This is a genomic window from Micromonospora sp. LHW51205 (assembly GCF_003315815.1).
GTDB classification, from domain to species: domain Bacteria; phylum Actinomycetota; class Actinomycetes; order Mycobacteriales; family Micromonosporaceae; genus Micromonospora; species Micromonospora chalcea.
Map to the genome: position 1 here is coordinate 60,490 of NZ_QMEZ01000014.1, position 23,353 is coordinate 83,842.

The following is a 23,353-nucleotide window of genomic DNA, read 5'->3' on the forward strand; positions in this document are numbered from 1 at the left end:
GGCCTGTCAGACTGCGCGGTATGCGCGTCTACCTGGGATCCGACCACGCCGGTTTCGAGTTGAAGGTGCACCTCGCCAACCACCTGGCCAAGCAGGGCTACGAGGTGGTGGACGTGGGTCCGCACGCCTTCGACCCGGACGACGACTACCCGGCGTTCTGCCTGCACACCGGCGACCGGGTGGTCGGTGACCCGGGCAGCCTCGGCGTGGTCATCGGCGGCTCCGGCAACGGCGAGCAGATCGCCGCGAACAAGGTCGCCGGCGTCCGGGCGGCGCTGGCCTGGAACGTGGAGACCGCCCAGCTGGCCCGCGAGCACAACGACGCCAACGTCGTCGCGATCGGCGCCCGGCAGCACACGCTGGACGAGGCGACCGCGCTGGTCGAGGCGTTCCTGACCACGCCGTTCTCCGGCAACCCCCGGCACAGCCGGCGCATCGAGCAGGTGGCCGCCTACGAGCAGAGCCGCAAGCTGCCCGAGCTGCCCGCCTGACCGGACGCCGCCGGGCTCACCGCCCGTTGCGGGGCAGCTCCTCGCGGGGCACCCAGTTGCGCCGGATCAGCACCACCCGCTCCTCCGCCGCGGCGAGATCGTCGTCGGTGGGGCGGGCGGCGTCCCGTGCCCGCAGCGCGGCGGTGACGCTCACCTGCGACGAGCCGGAGCCGACCAGCCCGCGCAGCCCGCGCTCGCCCTCCTCGGCGGTCGGGGCGGCGCGGCGTCCGCGCGGCTCCGGCTCGCCCGGCCGGCCGCCGCGCGGGGCCCGGGGCGTCACGTCGTCGTGTACGGGGGCGGTGCTGGCCGTGGTGCCGTCGGCGCTGTCGGCCGGGGCGCCGGCCTCGCCGTGATGCCGTAGCCGTCGTCGCCGTCGCTCCGCCTCACCCATCCCCCGACCGTACCGCCCTCGACCCACCCGCGCCCGGGGTCGCGCGATCATGAAGTTGGCCGGGACGAAACGGACGGTTCACGCCGCCAACTTCATGATCGACGGGGAAAACGGGCGGGGCGGGCGGTCAGAAGACCTCCATGGGGGAGGGGGCGCGGTACCAGGTGAAGGCGGGCGTCAGCGCGGTCAGCGTGTCCGGGAGCAGCTCTTGGACACGGCCGGCGGCGGCCAGCGCGTACGGGTTCGCGCCGCCGAGGTACAGCTCACCGAGCGCGCGTACGTCACACGCCAGCCCGGCCGGTGCGGTGGTGGGCGTGCACTCCGCCCCGTCCGGGCCGCCGACCAGCCGCCAGCGGCCGGTGTTCTCCTTCAGCAGCTCGTCGGTGACCTCGATCACCACGTCCACGTCAGCGGCGTAGCGCCGGGCGGCGAGCGCGGCCGGCACGTCCACCACCCGCACCCAGAGCGCGTCGGCGAGGTGCGGGGAGAGCTGGCGGGGTTCGTCCACCAGCCGCAGCAGCGGCTCGTCCAGGGCCGCGATCGGGAACGACAGCCGGCGGGTCAGGTCGACCGAGAGCAGCAGCCGCCACAACGCCGTGTACGCCTCCGGCGTCAGCGCCACCACCTCGCCGACCTGCGTCTCGGCCTGCGGGCCGGTGGCCGTCGAGCTGTCCTTCGTCCGGTAGAGCGCGTACCCGTCGAGCCCGCCGGGGCCCTCGTGCAGCAGCACCCGGCGTTCGGTGGCGCCGCCCCGGTGCGCCTTGAGGTCCGCCAGCAGGTACGACCACCAGCGCTCGTCGCGGCGGGACCAGCCGGGGCGGTCGGCGCGCGCCTGCTCGTACAGCCGGGCCAGCTCGTCCCGGCGCGCCTCCGGACGGTCCAGACGCAGCCTGCCCTCGGCGGGCGCCGGGGCGGGCAGGCGCAGCCCCGTGGTGTCCACGGACAGCATGTACCGCGGTGCCGCCGACCCGTAGCCGAAGCGGGGATAGATGCGGCCCTCGCTGGCCCAGAGCACCGCGATCGGTTCCCGGCCGGCGTCGCGGACGTCCCGCAGTTGGCGGTGCATCAGCGCGGTGAGCAGGCCGCGCCGCCGGTGCGTCGGCGCGACAGCGACCATCGTCACGTGCGCGGCCGGCACGTTCGCGCCGGGTACGGCCAGTTCGCGGCTGAACGCGGCGGCATTTGCCACGATCGTCCCGCCGTCGCGGACCAGTAACGACCGGTCCGGCTCGAAGATCGGGCGTTCGAGCGCCTGCACGTCGGGGTCGAGATCGCCGTGGAAGGCCAGCGCCAGCAGCGCCGCGATGTCGTCGAAGTCCTCAGCTCGGGATACCAGCACGTCAGTCACGGCACGTGTGTATCGCACCGCGATGGGGGTCGGCACCCTATTTGCGGGCTGGCTACCCTCGGAAGCGAGGCCGGGATCGGCCGAGGGGGAGGACGAGGATGGCGGACCAGACACAGCCGTGGGCCGAGCGCACCGTGGAGGTGCCGCCCCAGCCGGGGGTGGTGCCCCCGCAGCGGGACGCGTTCCAGCGCGGGGTGGCGGCGGTCGGTCAGCCGCGCACGCGGCGTACGCCCCGCACCGAGCAGTTCCCCACCGTCGAGCAGCACGGCGACTGGGCCGGTGAGCCGGCGCCGCGCCGGCCGATGAGCTGGCATCTCGCCCAGGCCCGCAAGGGCGGGGAGCTGAGCGCCGCCGGGGCCCTGTTCGCGTTCGTCTGCTGGGGCATCTGGGCGATCTCCGGGCGGGGCAACCTGATCGCGCCGCTGCTCACGTTCGTGCTCAGCCTGCTCACCGCGGTCGGCCTGTTCGCGCTGGCCCGGCTGCTGGGCCGGCTGATCCTGGAACGGCAGCTCGGCCGGGTGCGCCGCAGCGCCAAGGGTGCTCACCTGGTCACCGCGTTGTTCCTGGTCGGCGTGGGGGTGGCGTACCTGCAGCAGACCGAGTGGGTGGTCTCCGCCTGGAACTGGGTGACCGGCGTCTAGGTGACTGTCGTCCGTCCGGCGCGCGCCGGACGGACGACAGGGGCGTCGGCGTCAGAAGGTGGTCGGTGCGCCGGCCGTCTTGCAGGCGGCGTTGATGTCCTTGCTGGCCTTCTCCATGGCGGGGTTGTCGGCGGCGGTGCCCGGGTCGGCGGCTGAGCCCGCCTTGGCGGCCTCCGCGGCGAACTCCTTCAGGGCGGTGGCCGCCTTGCCGTCGCCGGCGGTCCCGGCGAGCTGGGTCACCCGGTCACCGAGCTCGGTCAGGATCGCGCCGGTCTGCTTCGTCAGGTCGCCGCCCGACTGCACGGCGGTCATGAGCTTCGCCCGCATGTCCTTGTTGATCTTTTCTGCGGCGGTGCAGAGTTCCTTGTCGCTCACGGCGGCGGCCGCCGACGGCGAGGGGGCAGCCGACGAGGGGGTGGCGGAGGCCGAGGTGGCCGCCGGCCCGGCCGTGGTCGAGGGCTTCTCGTCGCCGCACGCGGCGAGCCCCAGCACGGCACAGGTCAGGAGGATCGGCAAGATCCGATTGGTTTTCACGCCTGCGCACGCTAGTCGACAGCCGTCGTCGATCAAACTCGGTTTGCCCCGGGATGCGCGGGCGGGCGGCATTCGCGCCGCCCGCCCGCGTGCCCGGCCGCGGTACGCCGCGACACCGGTCGTCTCTCCACCAGGACCGTGCTGGGTTACCCCGCCCCACGGGCTTCATCCGTCGCCCGTTGGGCTGAGCGGCCACCGCCCACCGCCGTGAGCGGCCGTTCAGCGAGCCGGGCCGTGCTTCCGGCGCACCGGACCCGTCCGGCCGTCGTGCCGGCGGTGCGCCGCGGCGCAGCATGACGGTATGGGCGCGTATCGATCAGCGTACGAGCGGAGCATCGCCGACCCGGCCGGTTTCTGGCGGGACGCGGCGGCCGACATCGACTGGGTCATCCCGCCGGAGCACATCCTCGACGAGGAGGCGGCGCCGCTGTACCGCTGGTTCCCCGACGGGGTGCTGAACACCTGTCACAACGCGCTGGACCGGCACGTCGCCGCCGGGCGTGGCGACCAGCCCGCGTTGATCCACGACAGCCCGGTGACCGGCACGGTCCGCACGCTCACCTACGCCGAACTGCTCGCCGAGACCGCCCGGTTCGCCGGTGCGCTGCGCCGGCTCGGCGTCGGCCGGGGCGACCGGGTGCTGCTCTACCTGGCGATGGTCCCGGAGGCGGTGATCGCCATGCTGGCCTGCGCCCGGATCGGCGCGGTGCACTCGGTGGTATTCGGCGGCTTCGCCGCGCACGAGCTGGCCGTCCGGATCGACGACGCGCGGCCGAAGGTGGTGGTGGCGACCTCCTGCGGCATCGAGGCCGACCGGGTGGTGCCGTACCACCCGATCCTGGCCGCCGCGCTGGACGAGGCCGGGCACGCGCCGGAGCGGTGCGTGGTGGTGCAGCGCCCGCAGGAACCGGCGCCGCTGGTGCCGGGCCGCGACCTGACCTGGGCCGAGGTGATGGCGGACGCGGAACCGGCGTCGTGCGAGCCGGTGGCCGCCACGGACCCGCTCTACGTCCTCTACACCTCCGGCACCACCGGCCGGCCCAAGGGCGTGGTGCGGGACAACGGCGGGCACGCGGTGGCGTTGCGCTGGTCGATGCGCAACGTCTACGGCATCGAGCCGGGCGAGGTCTTCTGGGCCGCCTCCGACGTGGGCTGGGTGGTCGGCCACTCCTACATCGTGTACGCGCCGCTGCTCACCGGCGCGACCACCGTGCTCTACGAGGGCAAGCCGGTCGGCACCCCCGACGCCGGGGCGTTCTGGCGGGTCGCCGCCGAGCACCGGGTGGCGGCCCTGTTCACCGCGCCCACCGCGATCCGGGCGATCCGCCGCCAGGACCCGGACGGCGCGCACATCGACCGGTACGACCTGAGCGCGCTGCGTACCCTCTTCCTCGCCGGTGAGCGGCTGGACCCGGACACCTGGGCCTGGGCGGGGCAGCGGCTCGGCGTACCCGTGGTCGACAACTGGTGGCAGACGGAGACCGGCTGGCCGGTGGCGGCCAACCCGCGCGGCCTGGAGCCGCTGCCGATCAAGCCGGGGTCGCCGACGGTGCCGGTGCCCGGCTACGACGTGCGCGTGGTCGACGGCGCGGGCCGGGACGTGCCGCCCGGCACGGACGGCTCGATCGTGATCCGGCTGCCGCTGCCGCCCGGCTGCCTGCCCACGCTCTGGGGTGACGACGAGCGGTTCGTCCGCTCCTACCTGTCGACGTTTCCCGGCCACTACCTGACCGGCGACGGCGGCCGGTTCGACGAGGACGGCTACCTGTACGTGATGGGCCGCACCGACGACGTCATAAACGTGGCCGGGCACCGCCTGTCCACCGGCGCGATGGAGGAGGTCCTGGCGACGCACCCGGCGGTGGCCGAGTGCGCGGTGATCGGCGTGGCCGACGCGCTGAAGGGGCAGGTGCCCAGCGGGTACGTGGTGCTCAAGGCCGGCGCCGACGTGGACCCGGACGCGCTCGCCGCCGAACTGGTCGCGCTGGTCCGGCAGCGGATCGGCCCGGTGGCCGCGTTCCGCCGGGTGACTGTGGTGCCGGCGCTGCCCAAGACCCGTTCCGGGAAGATCCTGCGGCGCACCATGCGGGGCCTGGTCGAGGGGCGCGACGAGCCGGTCCCGGCGACCATCGACGACCCGGGCGCGCTCACCGTCTTCCGCGACCTCGGCGCCGCGGACCGGGACGGGCAGGGCTGACGCGGTCCCCGGCCGGACTTCCACCGGCCGGGGACCGCCTGCCCTCAGCGCCGGACCGGGTTGCTCGCCGCGTAGTCGCGGGCGACGCGGACCAGCTCCACCAGGCCGCCGGCGTACTCCTGCGCCTCGCCGTGCGCCTCGTCGAACGGCGGCTGGAAACCGACGCCCTCCCACTGGCCGGTGGCCTCGTTCCACCTGTCGTTGCCGACCTCGAAGTCCCAGGCGAAGATGCCCAGCTCGTAGTAGAGCTGGTCGGCCGAGTTGCCGGCCGCCGAGTAGAGCACGTCGGCGACCGGGCCGGTCTGCGACGGCCAGGTGACGGTGCCGCGCTCGGCCGCGATGGCCCCGACGATGCGCCGGGCGCTGGCCAGGAACAGCGTCGACTCGTCGATCGACGGGCGCGGCAGCGTCACCCGCCCGTCGGCCTTGTACGCCCCGGGCGGCCACATGAAGTAACCGCCGTACGAGTGCACGTTCATCGCGAACTTGATGTTCGGGTGCGCCTTGGCCAGGTCGATCACGTTGCGGCTCTCCGGCTCGGACAGCTCCGCCGTGCCCGCGTAGTTGCCGGCCAGGCAGTTCGTGCTCGCGCCCACGTACCCGTCGAACAGGGATCCGACCGTGTAGTTCCGGTTGACGTCGACGCCCCACATGTTCCGGTACTTCGGGTCCCGCGCTTCACCGGCGCAGTGGTTGACCAGGTTCTTGCGCTGGAAGTTGTAGTCGTGGAACGAGTAGTTCGCGCCGTCCGGGTTCACCGTCGGGATGACGAACACGTCCACCTGCTCCAGCAGCTTGCGGGTCGCCGCGTCGGTGCGGGCGTTGGCGAGCAGCCGCTCGGCGAACTCCAGCGTGACGAGCGGGGTGGCCCACTCGCGGGCGTGCTCCTGCGAGTACGCCAGCACGCCGATCCGGGAGCCGTCACGGTGTTTGCCGATGCGCAGTGCCTGCACCGTCCACGGCCGGGCCGGCACCTCGGTGCCCTGCAACCCGTCGTCGAGGCGTACCGGCCCGGTGACCGGCATCGGCAGCCCGGCCGAGCCCTCCTCCACAGTGGCCCGGAAGCGGGCGCCGCGCGGCGCGTTGATCAGGGCGGCGACGTCGTCGGTGGTGCTCGTCACCTTGCCCGCCCGGTCGGTGGCCAGCGAAATCGTGAGCACCCGGTCCCGGTAGCGCATGCTCAGCGGCCGGCTCGGCCGGCCCGGGTCGACGGTGCGTACCTGCACGCCGTTCATGCCCTGGTCGCCGAAGCGGACCGACTCCACCACCACGGCGGCGGCCGCCGGGTCACCCAGGTAGGCGGCGGCGTTGCGGCGGTAGCCCTGCGTCTTGTTCGGCAGGTCGATCACGTCGACCAGGTCGCGGTACTGGCGGCCGAGCCGGGCGATGCGCGCCTTGATGTCGACCGGCGTCAGGTACGCGTCGATGTAGTCCTTCTGGTAGCCGGCCGGCTGCGGCGGCGGGGAGGCGTTCGGCCAGAGCGACGGCGTGACCGGCCGGCTCGTCCCGCCCAGGCTGGACGTGGCGGTGAACTGCACGGGCCGGCCGGGCGCCGGCTGCGGCAGCGCGTAGTGGTACTGGTATTCGCCCGAGTCCTCGAAGCGGTACAGCGGGAACGAGCCGGTGGCGCCGTCGGCGGTACGCCAGGTGACGGTGATCTCCACGTCGGGGTCGTCGCTGGCGGTGGTGGCGACCTGCGCCTGGACGAACGTCCGCCCGCCGGTGGTCCACCAGTACGCCTGGAGGAACTGGAGCGTGTCGACAGCGGCGGCGCCGCTCGCGCGCAGCCCGGCGCGGGTGCGCTCCTGGGCGGCGCGGCGGCTCTCGGCGATCCGCCGGGTGCCGTCGTCGGCCCGCTGTACGACCTGCAGGGCGGTCGCGCCCTGCCGGGTGAGGTCGGCGAGCTGCCGGCCGGTGAGGACCAGGTCGGCGATCAGCTTGCCGTCCCGCGAGCGGGGACGGTTGGCCAGGTCCGCGCCGCCGGCGACCAGGCGGTCGAGCTGGGCCCGGTCGGCGAGCTGCACGCGGACCAGCGCGGTCTCGGTGGGGGCGAGGGTGAGCGCGGGGGCGGCCGGCGCGGCGGCGCCGGGGCCGGGATGGGACAGGACAGCGGCGATCAGGATGCTGGTGGTGGCGAGCGCGGTCCACCGTCGTCGGACGAACACGGGGCCTCCTGACGAACGTCGATCTCTCTGCCGTTCACACCAGTCGAGGCATCGATCGCTGTCAAGCTCACTTCCGGTCAGCCGGCGAACCGGTACAACCGGAACTCCTTCTCCGCGCCGCAAACAAGCATCTCGGTGTTCCACGAGCAGGACTCGCTGCGGATCTGCTTGAGCTGCCCCATCTCGACCGGCTTGCCGTCCACCGCCGTGCCGGCGAGGACCCGGTCGTCCTCGTACGCGCTCGGCGCCTCGGAGAAGATCAGCAGGTTGCCGGCGTCCAGCCGGACCGCGAACCCGTCCCGGTCCCGCAGCACCTTCGCCGTGCCGTCCGGCGCGAACAGCGTCACCGCGTCCGGCGAGCCCTGCACGGCCAGCACGTGCTCACCGACCGGCACCAGCGACTCGGCGCGCGGCGCCGCCCACTGCCGGTTGCCCTCACCCTCGGCCGCCGCCACCACCCGGGTGGCGTCAGCGCCGCCGGCGGGCGTCTCCAGCAGGCACACGCGACGTTCCCCGCAGGTGACCAGATCCTTCACCCGGCCGCCCTGCTCCGGCGCCTCGTACAGCACGCCGGGCGTGCCGAGGCTGCCCAGGTCGTAGGAGAGCAGCCGCAGGCCACGGTCGTCCTCCGCCACGTACAGCCGGTCGTCGCGGGCGGCCATCGGGTCGTCGAGGCCGGCCACGTTGCCCCGGTCCTTGAGGACCTTTCCGCTGCGCAGGTCCAGGACCCGGACCGAGCGGTCCGCGCCGACCTGCACCAGCCGGTCCGCCTTCCCCGCCCACGGGGCGAGCGGCGAGCCCTCGGCGTCACCGGGCCCGTCCAGCGCCGCGCCGGTGCCGACCGGCAGCACCTTCGTACGGGCGTCGCCGTACTCGGTGCGCGGGTTGCGCCGCTCCCACCGCTGCCGGCCGTCGTCCAACCGCAGCCCGACCAGGCGCTCGCCGGCCCGGTCCACCCGGACCAGCGTGTCGGCCCCGAAGAACAGCGCGTCGTCGCGGCCCACGTCCGTCTGCCAGCGCTGCTCGCCGGAATCGCCGTCGAGCACCGCGAGCACGCGCGGAGTGCCGCTGCCGGTGGCGTCGCCGAGGACGAGCAGCCCGTCGGGCAGCGCCCGGATCCCCGCCCACCGCTGCGTGGCCGCGTCGGTCCGCTTCTCCCAGACCGTCCTGCCGGTGGCAGCCTCGACGGCGGTCACGTGGAGGTGGTCGTCGGGCAGCGAACGGGCCAGGTAGGCGCGCTCCCCGAGCGTCGCGGTGAACATCTGGCCCGGCCGCGTGTCGCCGGCGGCCACCGTCCTCACCAGTTCGGCGGTGTGGAAGTCCAGCGCCGGGTGCCGGTCCCGGAACACCCAGAGCAGCACCGACGCCGCCACGGCGACGACCACGAGACCCGCGCCGAGCGCGATCCACCGGCCGCGCCGGGGCCGGCCGCCGCCGGGCCGGACACCGCCCGGAGCGGGGGAGAAAGGCGCCCCGGGTACGCCGGGACCGGGCCCCGCCGGCTGCCATCCACCGCCGGGCGGCGGCATCCCGGGTACGCCGGGTCCGGCGTGGTGCGCGGCGGGCGCTGCCCCCGGCGGCACGAAACCGGGGACGCCTGGAGTGCCGTCGTACCTCGGGTGCGGGACCGGACCTCCGGCGAGCGGCGTGCCGTCGTACCTGGTGGCGGGGGTCTGCGGGACGGGCCCGTCGGCGACCAGCGTGCCGTGCGGTCCGGCGGAGGCCGCGTCCGTACCGCCGAGCGGCGCGGTCGGGTTCGTCCTGGTCGCACCGGCGGGGACCGTGGCGGCGCTCGCCGTGCCGGCGTCGGTCCCGCCCGGCGCGGGCCCTGTCGGTTCGGGCTGCGTGGGCGCGGGCTGGACCGGCGCGGCCGGGCGGCCGGACCGGCGGGGGAGCGGCAGGTCGGTGAGCGCGCCCTCGGCGACCGGCATCTCCGGCTGCTCCAGCACCGTCGGCGCGATGCCCAGCTCGGCGTGCAGCAGCCGGGCCACCAGCGGCACCCGGGTCGACCCGCCGACCAGGAACAGGCCGCTGAGCTGCTCCGGTCGCAGCCCGGCGGCGGCGGTCACCTCCCGGGTCTCCGTCACCGCCCGGGCCAGCAGCGGCGCGGCGAGGCGTTCGAAGTCCTCCCGGGGCAGCGGCACCGCCGCCTCCACCCCCGGTACGGCCACCGGCGCCACCATGGCCCGGGACAGCATCTCCTTCGCGCCGCGCACGTTGTCCCAGAGCTGCTGGCGGTCCCGCCGCTCGGCGGTCGTCGTCGCCTCGGTCAGCCGGGCCCACTCACGCGGGTGGGCCGGGCCGACCAGCTCGCCGAGCCGCCCGAGCAGGGCCGCGTCCAGGTCCAGGCCGCCGAGGTCGGGAATGCCGCCGGTGGCGACCAGCTGGAAGCCGGAGTCGCCCCACGGGTCGGCGCCCTCGTTGCGCAGCACCGCCACGTCGAGCGTGCCGCCGCCGAAGTCGAACACCGCCACCGAACCGCCCACCGGCACCGGCCGGCGCAGCACCTGCGTGAAGTAGCGCGCCGCGGCCACCGGCTCGCGCAGCAGGCGGGTGCCGGGCGCGATCGGTCCGGCCAGCGTGTGCTCGGCCGCGGCCGGCCAGCCGGCGAGTTCCAGCGCGTCGTGCAGCACCTGACGGCGGGCCGGCGTCCAGGCCGCCGGGTGGGTGACCACCGCCGGGGGCAGCATCCCGACCGCCGCCACCGCCGCGTCCGCGACCGCGCGCAGCGTCGCGGCCAGCAGCTCCGCCGGCCGGTACGCCCGCCCACCCAGCTCGACGGTCTCCTCGTCGACCCGGCGCTTCGGGTTCGGCTCGTAGCCGGCCGGGTCGGCCTGCGCCAGGCGCTGCGCGTCCCGCCCGACGTGCAGGTGACCGTCCGCGTCGGCGTACACGCCGGACGGCAGGATCGGATGGCCGTCGACGAGCACCGGCCGGGTCCGCCCGTCCGGCCAGCGCAGCACCGCCACGGTGTTCGAGGTGCCGAGGTCCACGCCGAGGGCGAAACCGTCCTGCTGGCCTGCCATCCGCGGCTACCTCCACCACCCGACGAGGATGTCCGGCCCGCATCGTACGCAGGCCACGCCGCCTCGCCGTTCACCCGGCCCGGGGGAATGGACTGGCCCGTCCGGCCCTGCGCCGCATACCGTCGCCGTCATGAGGGTGATCTCCGTAAACGTGGGCCGACCGCAACCGAACCCGTGGAAGGGCATCGGGGCCACCGGCATCGACAAGCGGCCCGTGGACGGCCGGGTCGCCGTCACCGCGCCCGGACCGAAGGGCACCGGCGATGTCGGGCTGGCCGGCGACCGGGTCTACGACGTGGCCCACCACGGCGGCACCGACCAGGCGGTCTACGCGTACGCGCGGGAGGACCTCGACCACTGGGAGGCCGAGCTGGGCCGCCCGCTCGCCGACGGCAGCTTCGGCGAGAACCTGACCACCAGCGGGCTGGACGTCAACGGCGCGCTGATCGGCGAGCGGTGGCGGATCGGCCCGGACCTGGTGCTGGAGGTCACCTGCCCGCGCATCCCCTGCGGGACGTTCCAGGGGTGGCTGGGCGAACGCGGCTGGATCAAGCGGTTCACCGAGGAGGTACGGCCCGGGGCGTACCTGCGGGTGATCACGCCGGGCAGCGTCGGGGCCGGCGACCCGGTCGAGGTCGTGCACCGGCCCGGCCACGACGTGACGGTGGCGCTGGTGTTCCGGGCCACGACGCTGGAGACGGAGCTGCTGCCCCGGCTGCTGGTGGCCGACGCGCTGCCCGAGGAGGACATGGCGCGGATCCGCCGCCGCCTGTCCTGACCGGCCGTCAGGGCTGTCCGCGTCCGGTCCGCCGCCTGGCCGCCACCACCAGCCCGGCGGCGGCGAGCGCCGCCACCGTCGCGCCGCCGACGATCCACCAGGCAGGCGGTCCCGCGGCCCGCGTCCGCTCAGCCGTGGCGACGGACGGCGTGGTGGCCGCCGCCGGGCTCGACAGCTCGCGGATTCCGGCGCACACGCCGGTGGCGCCACCATACGAGTTCACCCGGTACCGGGTGCCGAGGCGGAAGGCGTAGCCGCAGGCGGCCTCGCCGGGCGAGACGCGCAGCGTGAGGCTGTTCCCGACCTGGGCGCCGCCCTTCTCGACGGACTCGACGGTGAGCCGGATCGCCCTGTCGGTCACCTGCGAGACGGTGCCGACGACGGTGCTGTCGGCGTTGGCGTCCTGTTCGGTGGTGGACCCGACGCACGAGCACGCCCACGCGGGTTTCGGGGGTGACATGACGACGACGAGGCCGAGAGCTGCCAGGGCGACGACAAGCAGGGCACGAAGTCTCATGGCCGCTTCGACGTCGTCCGATCCCCGCCGGTTCCGCGCCGCTTGACGTCAACCGGACTTCAGGTCGGACGCTTGCCGACGTGCTGAACTCCGTACTCGACGAGGCGTACGAGCGCGTACGCCACACCGGTCCCGAGCGCGACGGGTGGCTGTCCAACCACGTGCCGATGGCCGCGGAGGCGCTGGTGCGCCACGGCCACGGGCGGGCGGTGCACCGCTGGATCGACGCGTACGCCGACCGGCTGGAGGAACGCCCGCGCGGCATCCGGCGTATCGCACCCGCGGAGTGGCGCGACCCGCTCGGCGACCCGGTGCGTACCGGCGACTGGCTCGACCTCTTCGACCGCGAGCTGGCCGGCGAGCCGTGGCGCGACGTGCTGGCCCGCTGGTGGCCTCGCCTGTTGCCGGGCATCGCCGCCGGCGCCACCCACGGTGTCATCCGCGTCGGCCACGCCGTACGCGCCCTGCTCGAGGACGAGACCGGACCGCGGGTCACCGAACTCGGCCACGGGCTCGCCTACTGGGCCGCCCGCTGGCAGCCACTCGCGCCGCCGGGCGCCGGCCCGTACCCCGCGACCGACGCGCGGTCCGCGCTCGACGCGGTGCCCCGCGTACCCGATCAGCGGTCCGGCATCCGGTCCCGCCTGGCGCAACTGGCCGACCTGACCCGGTGGCCGGCGGTGGCGGCGGCGGTGCCCGGCGACGCGGCCGACGACGCGCCCACCCGGCTCGCGGCGGTCGTCGACGCCGCCGTGCTCCGGCACGGCACCCACGGGTACGCCGCCCCGGTCATGCTCGTGCACGCGGCGACCGCGCCGAACGCCGTGCTGCGGACGCTGCCGGCCCTGCCGCCGGCGCTCTGGCGGCCGAGCCTGGCCGCCGCCTGGGCGGCGACCGCCGCCGTCACCGCCGCCTACGCCCCGGTCGAGGCTCGTGCCCTCCCACCGGCCGCCGGGCCGGAACTCGGCGAGGCCATGGCGCGTGCGCTGGACACCGGGGACGCGCACGCGATCAAATTCATCGACACCCTGAGCGATGCGTACGCCCGCAGCGGTGACCCGGTCCTGCGCGCCGTCGCCGCCCGATCCGTCGAGCAGATCGCCGCCGACTGACCACCAGGAGAGCCGATGACCCCCGACGACGAAGCGTTCCTGCGCCGCGCCGTGGAACTCGCCGACCGGGCCGGCGCGTCCGGCGAGCGGCCGTTCGCGTCGCTGCTGGTCGGCGCGGACGGCACCGTCCTGATCGAGGACCACAACACGGTGGTCTCGGAACGGGACGTCACCGCGCACCCGGAGCTGAAGCTGGCCCGCTGGGCCGCCCGGCAGCTCGCCCCCGAGGCGGCGGTCGCCACCACCATGTACACCAGCTGCCAGCCCTGCCCGATGTGCACTGTGGCGATCAACGCATCAGGCCTCGGCCGGGTCGTGTACGCGCTGTCCACCGAGCAGTTCGAGCAGGTCAAACCGGCCACCCCGGCGCCGCGCCCGGTGCGGTACGACGGACCGGCGCTGTTCGACGAGGCGCGCCGGCCGATCGAGGACCACTACTAGGCCATCGGCGCCGATCGGGTGGAGATGGCGGCTCGCCGAGCCGGTGTGGCCCATCTGACCGGGGGCTCGCTCCGGCGCTGCTGACCAAGGTCGACGCGACTGAGCTGCTTCACAGCCAGGCGTTCGGAACGGGCACGAGATGGCGGGAGACCCGCCGGCCGTACGGCTGGCCCGTCACCGTCGCCTGAGGACGCGGGCGGGTGGCAGGCACCCCGTACGGTCGGCGGGGTGTTGTTCGAGCCGGTGACCGCGGAGTTCTCGTTCCTCGACGACGGGAACGAGCTGGTCGGCGACTTCGTCCGGCCGCCCTGGCCGGGGCCGTACCCGGCGGTGGTCTTCGTCGAGGGTTCCGGTCCCGGTGGCCGCGACCAGGGGTCGTGGCAGACGAGGCTGGCCGCAGCCGGCTTCGCGAGCCTGGCCTACGACAAGCCCGGTTCCGGAGCGTCAACGGGTGACTGGACCCGTCAGACCATGACCGACCGCGCCGACGAGACCGTGGCAGCGGTCCGGGCCGTGCGGAGCCGCGCGGACGTGCTGTCCGGCGAGGTCGCGCTGATCGGCGGCAGCCAGGGCGGCTGGGTGGCTCACCTCGCGGCGGCCGCTGACGACGGGATCGCGGCGGTGGTGACGGTGTCGGGTCCGGGCGTGAGCGTACGGATCCAGGAGGAGTACCGGCTCCGCCACCAACTCGCGGCGGAGGGCTTCAGCGACACGGACATCCAGCAGGCGCTTCTCCTGCTACGCGACCAGATCCGGCGGGTCCGGTCGGGCGACGACCCGGCACGCGTGCACGCCGCGCAGGCGCACTGGCACGGCGCTTCCTGGTATCCGATGCTCGCCGGGACGACACCCGAGTCCATCGCGTTCATCGCGGGCATCGCGGACTACGACCCCGCCCCGGCACTGGCGGCCCTGCGCTGCCCGCTGCTGGCGATCTTCGGCGCGGACGACCTGCTCGTGCCGGTGGAGGCGAGCGTGCGCGCGATCAGCAGCGCCCTCGACGACGCGGGCCACGCCGACCACACGACTGTGGTCTTCCCCGGCGCCGACCACAGCATCCGCGTCTACACGGGCGACGGACCCGCGCAGGTGAAGGAGGGTCGCTACACCCCTGCCGAGCGGGCGCCGGGCTTCGACGAACTCGTCGTCACCTGGCTGCGGCGCCGCCTGCCGGCGACCGACCTGGGGTACGCGGCGCGCTGATCGCGGCATGGGCGGGTGCTCACGCGGGGAACCACCTCCACTGCCCCTCGGAGACGACCTCGACGGCGCTCAGCCCGACCCAGACGGTGTCCCGCAGCGACGGCATGAGGTCCGCCAGCCCGGACTGCCGCATCCGGTGGACCCAGTGCTCCTCGCCGATGCTCGGTAGTGCTGACAGTTCGAGTACGCCCAGCGGCCTCCTGCGCGTAGCGGTCATGACGCTCTGCCCGGTGTCCGGAGATCGGTGCGCAGGAATGCTGACCGGACGCGGTAACGAAACCCGTCGCTGTCGACCGGGGGCTGCGGATGGTCGCTAGATCCGCCCCACGGAAGCGAAAGGCCCAGGTGCCGCAATCATGCGGTCTGCCTGGGCCTTCGTGGGTGGAGCGGGCGACGGGAATCGAACCCGCACCGTCAGTTTGGAAGACTGAAGCTCTGCCATTGAGCTACGCCCGCGAGCGCCCCACCACAGCAGGGCGCGCCGACAGCGTACCCAATCCGGGTTGGCGCCGCGAAGCGCATACCCCGCGCTCGCCGCGGACCGTCAAGATCCACACCACCTCGGCGAGGTGGTGCCTTCCCGGGCCCTCGGACCCAGCCACTTCCCCGAACTGGCGGCTCGGCGGCGGCGCGGCGGCGGCCCGGCGGCGGCCCGCCGACCGCCGCGCCGCGCCCCGGTCACCCGCGCGGGGGACCGGACGGCATACACTCTTCGTCGCCACGGGGTGTGGCGCAGCTTGGTAGCGCACTCGCTTTGGGAGCGAGGGGCCGTGGGTTCAAATCCCGCCACCCCGACTGTCGTTCGCGACCGGATCGTCCCGGGAACCGCCGGTTTTTTCCGCGCGGTGCCCGGGCCCTGCCGATGCCGTCGGCCGGCTCGCCTACACTCGATGCGCGCAATCACGCCCCAGAATCAACACCCAGATCCGTCAAGGAGTACGCCTGTGAAGAGCACCGTCGAGACTCTGAGCCCGACGCGCGTGCGGCTCGCCATCGAGGTGCCGTTCGTCGAGCTCGAGCCGAGCCTCAAGAAGGCGTACCGGGAGATCGGCCAGCAGGTCCAGGTTCCCGGCTTCCGCCGGGGCAAGGTTCCCAGCGCGGTGATCGACCAGCGGGTGGGCCGGGGGACCGTCCTCAACGAGGCGATCCAGGAGGCCATCCCGCAGAACATCCTCGCCGCGGTCCGGGAGCACGACCTGAAGACGCTGGGCCGTCCCGAGGTCGACATCACGGAGTTCAACGACGGCGACTCGCTCAACTTCACCGCCGAGGTGGACGTCCGGCCGGAGATCACCCTGCCGGACCCGGCCACCATCGAGGTGACCGTCGACGAGATCGAGATCGCCGACAGCGAGATCGACGAGCAGATCAACAGCCTGCGCGAGCGCTTCGCCACGCTGAAGACCGTCGAGCGGGCCGCCCAGGAGGGCGACTTCGTGCAGATCGACCTGAACGCCACGGTCGACGGCGAGGAGGTCCCGGGCGGTTCGGCGAGCAACATCTCGCACGAGGTGGGCAGCAAGCAGCTCCTGCCGGGTCTGGACGAGGCGCTGGTCGGCCTGGCCGCCGGCGACAGCACCACCTTCACCACGCAGCTCGTCGGTGGCGACTACGCCGGCCGCGACGCCGACGTGGCGGTGACCGTCCGCACGGTCAAGGAGAAGGAGCTCCCCGAGCTCAACGACGACTTCGCGCAGATGGCCAGCGAGTTCGACACCATCGACGAGCTGCGCGGCGACCTGCGGGAGCGGATCACCCGGGGCAAGCAGGTCGAGCAGATCTACGCCGCCCGCGACAAGGCCCTGGAGCAGATGGTGGCCGCCGCCGAGGTGCCGGCGCCCGAGGGCGTCGTCAAGGAGGAGGTCGAGAGCCGCAAGGCCGCGATGGTCGACCAGCTCGAGCGCATCGGCGCCTCCCTGGAGGAGTACCTCGCGGCGGAGGAGAAGACCGAGGAGCAGATCGACGCCGAGCTGACCGAGGCGGCGACCGACGGCGTCAAGATCCAGCTCCTGCTGGACACGCTGGCCGACGCCGAGGACGTGCAGGTCTCCGACGACGAGTTCGGTCACGAGATCGTGCACCGGGCGCAGCGCGCCGGCATGGCCCCGCAGCAGTACTACGACCAGCTGGTCCGCTCCGGCGCCGCCGCGGCCGTCTTCGGCGACGTCCGCCGGGGCAAGGCGCTCGCCGCGGTGATGGAGAAGATCAAGATCAAGGACTCGGCGGGCAACGAGGTCTCCCTCGACGCGCTGCGGGCCCAGAACGAGGCCGAGCACGACCACCAGCACTGACCGTCGGGGGTGTCGGCCGCCGTCCCGCGCTGTGCGCCGGAGGCGGCCGAAACCCTTTCCGGGGTACGCCGTGCGGGTGACTGCGCTGAGAGCGAACAGTGCCCCGACCGGGAGTACGCCTCCCGGCTGAGCGGTTAGTGTCGGGTAGGACGGTACGGAGAGCGAAGGGCTGCCATGACCGACATGCACATCCCCAAGAAGTCGCTCCGGGTGAACGAGGCCCGCGGTGGCGACTCCATTGGCAACCTCGACGACTCGGTCTACAACCGGTTGCTCAAGGAACGGATCATCTTCCTGGGCAGCGAGGTGAACGACCAGGTGGCCAACCGCATCTGCGCGCAGCTCCTGCTGCTCGCCGCGGAGGACCCGGACCGCGACATCTTCCTCTGGATCAACTCGCCGGGTGGCTCGGTCTACTCCGGCATGGCGATCTACGACACCATGCAGTACATCGACAACGACGTCTCGACAGTGGCGATGGGCATGGCGGCCTCGATGGGCCAGCTGCTGCTCTGCGCCGGCACCAAGGGCAAGCGTTACGCCCTGCCGCACGCGCGGATCATGATGCACCAGCCGTCGGGTGGCCTCGGCGGCACCGCGTCGGACATCGCGATCCAGGCCGAGCAGATGCTCTACACCAAGCGGATGTTCCAGGAGCGGGTCGCGTTCCACACCGGCCAGTCCCAGGCGCAGATCGAGGCGGACTCGGACCGTGACCGTTGGTTCACCGCCCAGGAGGCCATGGACTACGGCTTCATCGACAAGGTGATCATCGGGGCCGCGCAGGTTCCGGATGGCGCCGGGACCCTGAGCTGACCGAGGAGCTGACGATGACCGACCTGAGCCTGCCGCCCCAGTTCGCGGCCGTGCACAACCGCTACGTCCTGCCGTCGTTCGTCGAGCGCACGTCGTACGGGATGAAGGAGTCCAACCCGTACAACAAGCTCTTCGAGGACCGGATCATCTTCCTCGGCGTGCAGGTGGACGACGCGTCGGCCAACGACGTGATGGCCCAGCTGCTGACGCTGGAGGGCACCGACCCGGACCGCGACATCATCATGTACATCAACTCGCCCGGTGGCTCCTTCACCGCCATGACGGCGATCTACGACACCATGCAGTACGTCCGCCCGGACATCCAGACCGTCTGCCTCGGGCAGGCGGCGAGCGCGGCGGCGGTGCTGCTCTCCGCGGGCACCCCGGGTAAGCGGATGGCGCTGCCCAACTCCCGGATCATCATCCACCAGCCGGCCACCGAGGGCGGCTACGGCCAGGGCTCGGACATCGAGATCCAGGCGCGGGAGATCCTGCGGATGCGGACGCAGCTGGAGGACATGCTGTCCCGGCACTGCAACCGCCCGATCGAGCAGGTCCGCAAGGACATCGACCGTGACAAGATCATGACGGCCGAGGAGTCCAAGGAGTACGGGCTGGTCGACACGATCCTGACCAGCCGCAAGAAGGGTCTGCTGGCGTCGCACGCCGCGGGCTGAGCCACGTGTGGTCGGAGGTCGGCCGGGGTATCGTTCCCGGTCGACCTCTGACACACCGGTTTTGGGGGTCGGAGAAAACCCGGCCACCGGGTAACGTCGGGTCTGTACCGCTCCGCCGGTCGGATCGGTGGAGCCGACAGCATGGTGGAACGACAGGACGGACGGGCGCTCCGGCGCTCGCAGGTCAGGGCCGGCGTTCCGGCCGATGAGTGCAGGGAGAACGTAGGTGGCACGGATCGGTGACGGCGGCGACCTACTGAAATGCTCGTTCTGCGGCAAGTCGCAGAAGCAGGTCAAGAAGCTCATCGCGGGCCCTGGCGTCTACATCTGCGACGAGTGCATCGATCTCTGCAACGAGATCATCGAAGAGGAGCTGGCCGAGTCCGGCGAGGTGAAGTGGGAAGAGCTTCCCAAGCCGATGGAGATCTGCCAGTTCCTCGACAACTACGTGGTGGGTCAGGAGCAGGCCAAGAAGGCGCTCGCCGTCGCGGTCTACAACCACTACAAGCGGATCCAGGCCGAGGCCGCCGGCGCCCCGGGGTCCGGCACCGACGGCGTGGAGCTGGCCAAGTCCAACATCCTGCTGCTCGGCCCGACCGGCTGCGGCAAGACCCACCTGGCGCAGACGCTCGCCCGGATGCTCAACGTCCCGTTCGCCATCGCGGACGCCACAGCGCTCACCGAGGCGGGCTACGTCGGCGAGGACGTCGAGAACATCCTGCTGAAGCTGATCCAGGCCGCCGACTACGACATCAAGCGGGCCGAGACGGGCATCATCTACATCGACGAGGTCGACAAGATCGCCCGCAAGTCGGAGAACCCCTCGATCACCCGTGACGTCTCCGGCGAGGGCGTGCAGCAGGCGCTGCTGAAGATGCTCGAAGGCACTGTCGCCAACGTGCCGCCGCAGGGCGGGCGCAAGCACCCGCACCAGGAGTTCATCCAGATCGACACCACCAACGTGCTGTTCATCTGCGGTGGCGCGTTCGCCGGGCTCGACCAGATCATCGAGGCCCGCACCGGCTCCGGCGGCACCGGCTTCGGCGCCCGGCTCCGGTCGGTGTCCGAGCGGTCGACCGACGACATCTTCAGCCAGGTCATGCCGGAGGACATGCTGAAGTTCGGGCTGATCCCCGAGTTCATCGGCCGGCTTCCGGTGATCACCAACGTGCGCAGCCTCGACCGCACCGCGCTGGTGCGGATCCTGACCGAGCCGCGCAACGCGCTGGTCCGGCAGTACCAGCGCCTGTTCGAGCTGGACGGCGTCGAGCTGGAGTTCGAGCAGCCCGCGCTGGAGGCCATCGCCGATCAGGCCATGCTCCGCGGCACCGGCGCCCGCGGCCTGCGGGCGATCATGGAAGAGGTGCTCCTCTCCGTGATGTACGAGGTGCCGAGCAACCCCGACGCGGCCCGGGTGCTGATCACCCGCGAGGTCGTGCTGGAGAACGTCAACCCGACGATCGTGCCCCGCGAGTTCACCGGCCGGCGCCGGCGGGACCGCGAGGAGAAGTCGGCCTGACCGCCGTCGCGACCGCGCCCGGGTCAGCTCGGGCGCGGTCCGCGTGAACGGGTCCGCCGGTCCCACTCGCCCGACGGGGTGACCACCACCATCATCAGGCGCACCGGCTCGTCGCCGGCCGTCCGGTAGCCGTGCTCCCGGTCGGCGTGGAACTCGACCGTCTCGCCGGCGCGTACCTCGTGGTCGACGCCGTCGACGGTGACCGTCGCGGCGCCGTCGAGCACGTGCAGGATCTCCCGGGTGCCGTGGGCGTGGTCGGGGGAGCGCAACGTCTCTCCGGGTTCCATCCGCCAGTCCCACAGCTCGACCAGGTCGGGTTCGCCGAGCCCACTGAGCAGACGCGCCAGGCCGCCGTGCGGGCCGCGCCACAGCACCGGCGCGTCATCGGCAGCGCTGACCCGTACCGTGCTCTCCTCGGCCGGCTCCAGCAGCCGGGCGATGCTGACGCCGAACGCGTCGGCGACCCGGCAGAGCGTGCCGATGCTCGGGTTGGTGCGGGCACCCTCGATCTGCACGAGCATGCCCTTGCTGACGCCGGACCGGCCGGCCAGTTCCTCGAAGGACCAGCCGCGGGCGGCTCGCAACTCACGTACCTGCCGGGCGACCGCTGAGGTCACCGCGCCGACCCGTCCGCTTGCGTCGGTCATCACACTGTCCTTCACGGTCACTATTATGGTACGACTGCGATGTGCTCCCCATTGTCCTCGCCGCCGTCTCGGCGCTCGCCTTCGGCACGGCCGACTTCTCCGGCGGCAAGGCGTCGCGATGGGCCGACCCCATCGCTGTCACCGTCGTGTCGCAGATGCTCAGCCTTCCGCTGCTGGTCGTGCTCGTACTCGTCGTGCCCGGCATCCCGAGCGCCCTCGACCTGGGCTGGGGACTGCTGGCCGGGGTGGCGGGCGCGGGCGGCGTCATGCTGCTCTACCGCGCGCTGGCCACCGGCGTCATGGCCGTCGTCGCGCCGGTCACCGCGATCACGGCGGCGATCGTGCCGATCGTCGCCGGCCTGGTCCTCGCCCATTCCCCGGGTGCCGTGGCGCTGGGCGGCGCCGGGCTCGCCGTGGTCGCCATCGGGCTGGTCAGCCTGGGGGAGCGCGGCGCCGCACGCCGCGTCTCCGGCCGCGTCCTGGCCATGGCACTCGCCGCGGGACTGCTCTTCGGCGTCTTCTTCGCGCTGCTCGGCCAGGCCGACGAGAGTGCGGGCATGTGGCCGGTTCTGGCGGTACGCGTCAGCTCCGTCGCGTTCGGCCTCGCGCTCGCCGCGCGTACCGGCACTCGCCTGCGCCTCGGGCGGCGTGTGCTCGGCTGGGCCGCGGCCGCCGGCCTGCTCGACTCGGCAGCGAACGCGCTCTTCCTCGCCGCCGCCGGACGCGGCCACCTGAGCGTGGTGGCCGCCGTCGCCTCGCTCTACCCGGCGAGCACCGTCCTGCTCGCGCTCGCCGTCGACCGGGAACGGCTCCGGCCGGTGCAACTGGCCGGACTCGGGTTCGCCGCCGCCGCGCTCGTGCTGTCCAGCGTCTGAGCACTGTCGCGCGCCCGCCTGCGCCCGTACCCTCGGGTCATGCGCGTCGCCGTCTGCCAGCTCAACGCCCGCGACGATCGGGCGGCGAACCTCGCCGCCGCCGAGGCCCTGCTGGTCAGGGCCGCGGCGGCGGGCGCCGACCTCGCCCTCCTTCCGGAGTACGTCGACTACCTCGGCCCCGATGACCGGATGCCCCCGGCGGAGCCGGTCGACGGCGAGGTGGGGCGGTTCTTCGCGGCGGTCGCCCGGCGGCTCGGCATGTGGGTGCTCGCCGGCTCGTTCCACGAGGCCGGGCCGGACCCCGCGCACACCTGGAACACCTCGCTGGTCTTCGACCGCGAGGGCGCGCTCGCCGCCGCCTACCGCAAGATCCATTTGTACGACGTGGAGATCCCCGGCCGCGTCTCCTACCGGGAGTCGGCAACCGTCGCGCCCGGAGAGAAGCCGGTGGTGGTCGACGTCGAGGGCCTGCGGGTGGGCCTGTCCATCTGTTACGACCTGCGGTTCCCCGAGTTGTACCGGCAGCTCGCGACCGACGGCGGCGCCGAACTGCTCGTCGTGCCGGCCGCGTTCATGATGCACACCGGGCGGGACCACTGGGAGGTGCTGCTGCGGGCCCGGGCGATCGAGAACCAGTGCTTCGTGGCGGCGGCGGGCCAGACCGGTGACCACGACCCGGGCCGGACGTGCTTCGGCCGGAGCATGGTGGTGGACCCGTGGGGGACAGTGCTGAGCCAGGTCGCCGACGGTCCGGGACTGGCGGTCACCGAGATCGACCTGGAGCGGCTGCGGACGATCCGCGCCGAGCTGCCCAGCCTGGCCAACCGCCGGCTCTGACCGCGGTCAGCCTCCGAACAGCAGGCCCAGGGCGGCGATTCCGGCGATCGCCGCCGCAGTGACCAGCAGGGCGGTGGTCATCCGGGACGGGCCGCGCCGGGCCAGGCGTCTGATCGACAGCACCAGTACGGCGAGCACGACGGCCCCGATCACCAACTGCCAGAACGGCAGCAGGAGGCCGAGCAGAGCGTCCTCGGCGACGGCCGGGACCGGGGACGGGTCATCCATGCCGACCACTCTGGCACGGGGCCGCCGCCGGGGGATCCCTTCCACGGGTGCTTTCCGGCCGGCATCGGCTGCGCGCGCTCCGCTCGGGCAATGACGATCATTGATTTGCCTTCCACGGCCGGTCCGCGTAACTTTCTCTCTGCACGCGGGAGGCCGGGGCAAACCGGCCGAGAACGGGCGCCAGGCTGGTGGCGGCGACGCCGAGCCAGACTGAGATTCGGGCGGTGCTAGACACTCCGGGACACGGAGTTGCGAAGGCGAAGTCGACCGGGTAGAGTGCGAAAGCCGGCAGGGAGCCGGGCGGGTGGTCGCGAAAGCGACGCCGGCCGGTCCGCCGAAACCCACGAGAGCCACGAACGCCGGAAACGGCGAGCGTCAGCGTGGGTCTGGTCGAACCAAGTTGATCACCTCGGACACGAGGTTGACGACGAACGTGAGACCGAGTAGGTTGGAGAGGTTGCCCCAAACGGGGGCTCCGCGGTGCGGGGTTTCTGGTTGGTGTGTGGTTGTTCTTTGAGAACTCAACAGGGTGCTTGTAAAGCCAGTGCCAATTGTTTTATACCCCGGACTGGTGGCTGTTCTTTGGAATGGTTGCTGGTTGGGATTCCTTTGGCAACAC

Annotated in this window: 21 protein-coding genes, 2 tRNA genes and 1 pseudogene; 14 read left to right on the forward strand and 10 right to left on the reverse strand. The window is 73.0% G+C overall.

The window, feature by feature from the left end:
* Positions 1–20: 20 nt before the first annotated feature.
* Entirely contained in the window at positions 21–491 is a 471-nt protein-coding gene (locus tag DQE82_RS29895; protein ID WP_043328932.1) for a ribose-5-phosphate isomerase, read from the forward strand.
* A 16-nt stretch (positions 492–507) separates the two neighbouring features.
* Here DQE82_RS29895 and DQE82_RS29900 read toward each other — a convergent pair whose 3' ends face one another.
* Both DQE82_RS29900 and DQE82_RS29905 read right to left on the reverse strand, forming a co-directional pair.
* Entirely contained in the window at positions 508–882 is a 375-nt protein-coding gene (locus DQE82_RS29900; RefSeq protein ID WP_043328934.1) for a hypothetical protein, read from the reverse strand.
* Between the two features lie 127 nt (positions 883–1,009).
* Positions 1,010–2,230 (reverse strand): GNAT family N-acetyltransferase, encoded by a 1,221-nt coding sequence (locus tag DQE82_RS29905; protein WP_233514823.1) that lies wholly within the window; start codon positions 2,228–2,230, stop codon positions 1,010–1,012.
* Between the two features lie 98 nt (positions 2,231–2,328).
* On the opposite strand from DQE82_RS29905, the gene DQE82_RS29910 reads away from it, so the two are divergent.
* A complete protein-coding gene (locus tag DQE82_RS29910; protein ID WP_043328936.1) occupies positions 2,329–2,871 on the forward strand; it encodes a hypothetical protein in 543 nt (180 codons plus the stop codon).
* A gap of 51 nt (positions 2,872–2,922) precedes the next feature.
* Here DQE82_RS29910 and DQE82_RS29915 read toward each other — a convergent pair whose 3' ends face one another.
* The gene (locus tag DQE82_RS29915; RefSeq protein WP_113974819.1) at positions 2,923–3,405 is read right to left on the reverse strand and encodes a hypothetical protein; all 483 of its coding nucleotides are present in this window, start codon (positions 3,403–3,405) and stop codon (positions 2,923–2,925) included.
* Positions 3,406–3,640: 235 nt separating this feature from the next.
* Here DQE82_RS29915 and DQE82_RS29920 point away from each other — a divergent pair.
* Positions 3,641–5,602 (forward strand): annotated as a pseudogene (locus DQE82_RS29920) (propionyl-CoA synthetase); the annotation flags it as partial.
* 44 nt (positions 5,603–5,646) lie between these two features.
* On the opposite strand, the gene DQE82_RS29925 reads toward DQE82_RS29920, so the two are convergent.
* On the reverse strand, positions 5,647–7,767 hold the full coding sequence (locus DQE82_RS29925; protein WP_113974821.1) for a M14 family zinc carboxypeptidase: 2,121 nt from the start codon (positions 7,765–7,767) through the stop codon (positions 5,647–5,649).
* 77 nt (positions 7,768–7,844) lie between these two features.
* The gene (locus DQE82_RS29930) at positions 7,845–10,793 is read right to left on the reverse strand and encodes an Hsp70 family protein (RefSeq protein ID WP_113974822.1); all 2,949 of its coding nucleotides are present in this window, start codon (positions 10,791–10,793) and stop codon (positions 7,845–7,847) included.
* 130 nt (positions 10,794–10,923) lie between these two features.
* On the opposite strand from DQE82_RS29930, the gene DQE82_RS29935 reads away from it, so the two are divergent.
* Positions 10,924–11,571, forward strand: coding sequence for an MOSC domain-containing protein (locus tag DQE82_RS29935; protein ID WP_113974823.1), 648 nt, complete (start codon positions 10,924–10,926; stop codon positions 11,569–11,571).
* 7 nt (positions 11,572–11,578) lie between these two features.
* On the opposite strand, the gene DQE82_RS29940 is transcribed toward DQE82_RS29935, so the two are convergent.
* The gene (locus DQE82_RS29940; protein WP_113974824.1) at positions 11,579–12,088 is read right to left on the reverse strand and encodes a hypothetical protein; all 510 of its coding nucleotides are present in this window, start codon (positions 12,086–12,088) and stop codon (positions 11,579–11,581) included.
* Positions 12,089–12,171: 83 nt separating this feature from the next.
* Here DQE82_RS29940 and DQE82_RS29945 point away from each other — a divergent pair, with 83 nt between their 5' ends.
* The 3 genes from DQE82_RS29945 to DQE82_RS29955 all read left to right on the forward strand — a co-directional run bounded on the left by DQE82_RS29945 (position 12,172) and on the right by DQE82_RS29955 (position 14,844).
* Positions 12,172–13,200, forward strand: a complete 1,029-nt coding sequence (locus DQE82_RS29945) for a hypothetical protein (protein WP_370446816.1) — start codon at positions 12,172–12,174, stop codon at positions 13,198–13,200.
* A 15-nt stretch (positions 13,201–13,215) separates the two neighbouring features.
* Positions 13,216–13,641 (forward strand): nucleoside deaminase, encoded by a 426-nt coding sequence (locus DQE82_RS29950; RefSeq protein WP_043328949.1) that lies wholly within the window; start codon positions 13,216–13,218, stop codon positions 13,639–13,641.
* 228 nt (positions 13,642–13,869) lie between these two features.
* Entirely contained in the window at positions 13,870–14,844 is a 975-nt protein-coding gene (locus tag DQE82_RS29955) for a S9 family peptidase (protein ID WP_158560021.1), read from the forward strand.
* Between the two features lie 19 nt (positions 14,845–14,863).
* Here the strand turns inward: DQE82_RS29955 and DQE82_RS29960 are convergent, their stop codons facing one another.
* Both DQE82_RS29960 and DQE82_RS29965 read right to left on the reverse strand, forming a co-directional pair.
* Positions 14,864–15,061 (reverse strand): hypothetical protein, encoded by a 198-nt coding sequence (locus DQE82_RS29960; RefSeq protein ID WP_309228046.1) that lies wholly within the window; start codon positions 15,059–15,061, stop codon positions 14,864–14,866.
* A 165-nt stretch (positions 15,062–15,226) separates the two neighbouring features.
* Positions 15,227–15,300: transfer RNA gene (locus tag DQE82_RS29965), tRNA-Gly, on the reverse strand.
* A 265-nt stretch (positions 15,301–15,565) separates the two neighbouring features.
* On the opposite strand from DQE82_RS29965, the gene DQE82_RS29970 reads away from it, so the two are divergent.
* The 5 genes from DQE82_RS29970 to clpX all read left to right on the forward strand — a co-directional run bounded on the left by DQE82_RS29970 (position 15,566) and on the right by clpX (position 20,147).
* A tRNA-Pro gene (locus tag DQE82_RS29970) sits at positions 15,566–15,639 on the forward strand.
* A gap of 149 nt (positions 15,640–15,788) precedes the next feature.
* Positions 15,789–17,135 (forward strand): trigger factor, encoded by a 1,347-nt coding sequence (tig, locus tag DQE82_RS29975; protein WP_043328957.1) that lies wholly within the window; start codon positions 15,789–15,791, stop codon positions 17,133–17,135.
* Positions 17,136–17,309: 174 nt separating this feature from the next.
* Positions 17,310–17,951 (forward strand): ATP-dependent Clp protease proteolytic subunit, encoded by a 642-nt coding sequence (locus DQE82_RS29980; RefSeq protein ID WP_013288035.1) that lies wholly within the window; start codon positions 17,310–17,312, stop codon positions 17,949–17,951.
* A 14-nt stretch (positions 17,952–17,965) separates the two neighbouring features.
* On the forward strand, positions 17,966–18,628 hold the full coding sequence (locus tag DQE82_RS29985; protein WP_013288034.1) for an ATP-dependent Clp protease proteolytic subunit: 663 nt from the start codon (positions 17,966–17,968) through the stop codon (positions 18,626–18,628).
* A gap of 226 nt (positions 18,629–18,854) precedes the next feature.
* The gene (gene clpX / locus DQE82_RS29990) at positions 18,855–20,147 is read left to right on the forward strand and encodes an ATP-dependent Clp protease ATP-binding subunit ClpX (RefSeq protein ID WP_018786885.1); all 1,293 of its coding nucleotides are present in this window, start codon (positions 18,855–18,857) and stop codon (positions 20,145–20,147) included.
* Positions 20,148–20,170: 23 nt separating this feature from the next.
* Here the strand turns inward: clpX and DQE82_RS29995 are convergent, their stop codons facing one another.
* Positions 20,171–20,794, reverse strand: a complete 624-nt coding sequence (locus tag DQE82_RS29995; RefSeq protein ID WP_113974832.1) for a helix-turn-helix domain-containing protein — start codon at positions 20,792–20,794, stop codon at positions 20,171–20,173.
* A gap of 41 nt (positions 20,795–20,835) precedes the next feature.
* Between DQE82_RS29995 and DQE82_RS30000 the strand changes: the two genes are divergently transcribed.
* Together DQE82_RS30000 and DQE82_RS30005 are read left to right on the forward strand one after the other, a co-directional pair.
* Positions 20,836–21,669 (forward strand): EamA family transporter, encoded by an 834-nt coding sequence (locus tag DQE82_RS30000; protein ID WP_113974827.1) that lies wholly within the window; start codon positions 20,836–20,838, stop codon positions 21,667–21,669.
* 39 nt (positions 21,670–21,708) lie between these two features.
* Positions 21,709–22,506: a carbon-nitrogen hydrolase family protein gene (locus DQE82_RS30005; protein ID WP_104115219.1), complete on the forward strand. Its 798-nt coding sequence runs from the start codon at positions 21,709–21,711 to the stop codon at positions 22,504–22,506.
* 6 nt (positions 22,507–22,512) lie between these two features.
* On the opposite strand, the gene DQE82_RS30010 is transcribed toward DQE82_RS30005, so the two are convergent.
* Positions 22,513–22,734, reverse strand: coding sequence for a hypothetical protein (locus tag DQE82_RS30010; RefSeq protein ID WP_013288029.1), 222 nt, complete (start codon positions 22,732–22,734; stop codon positions 22,513–22,515).
* Positions 22,735–23,353 lie beyond the last annotated feature (619 nt).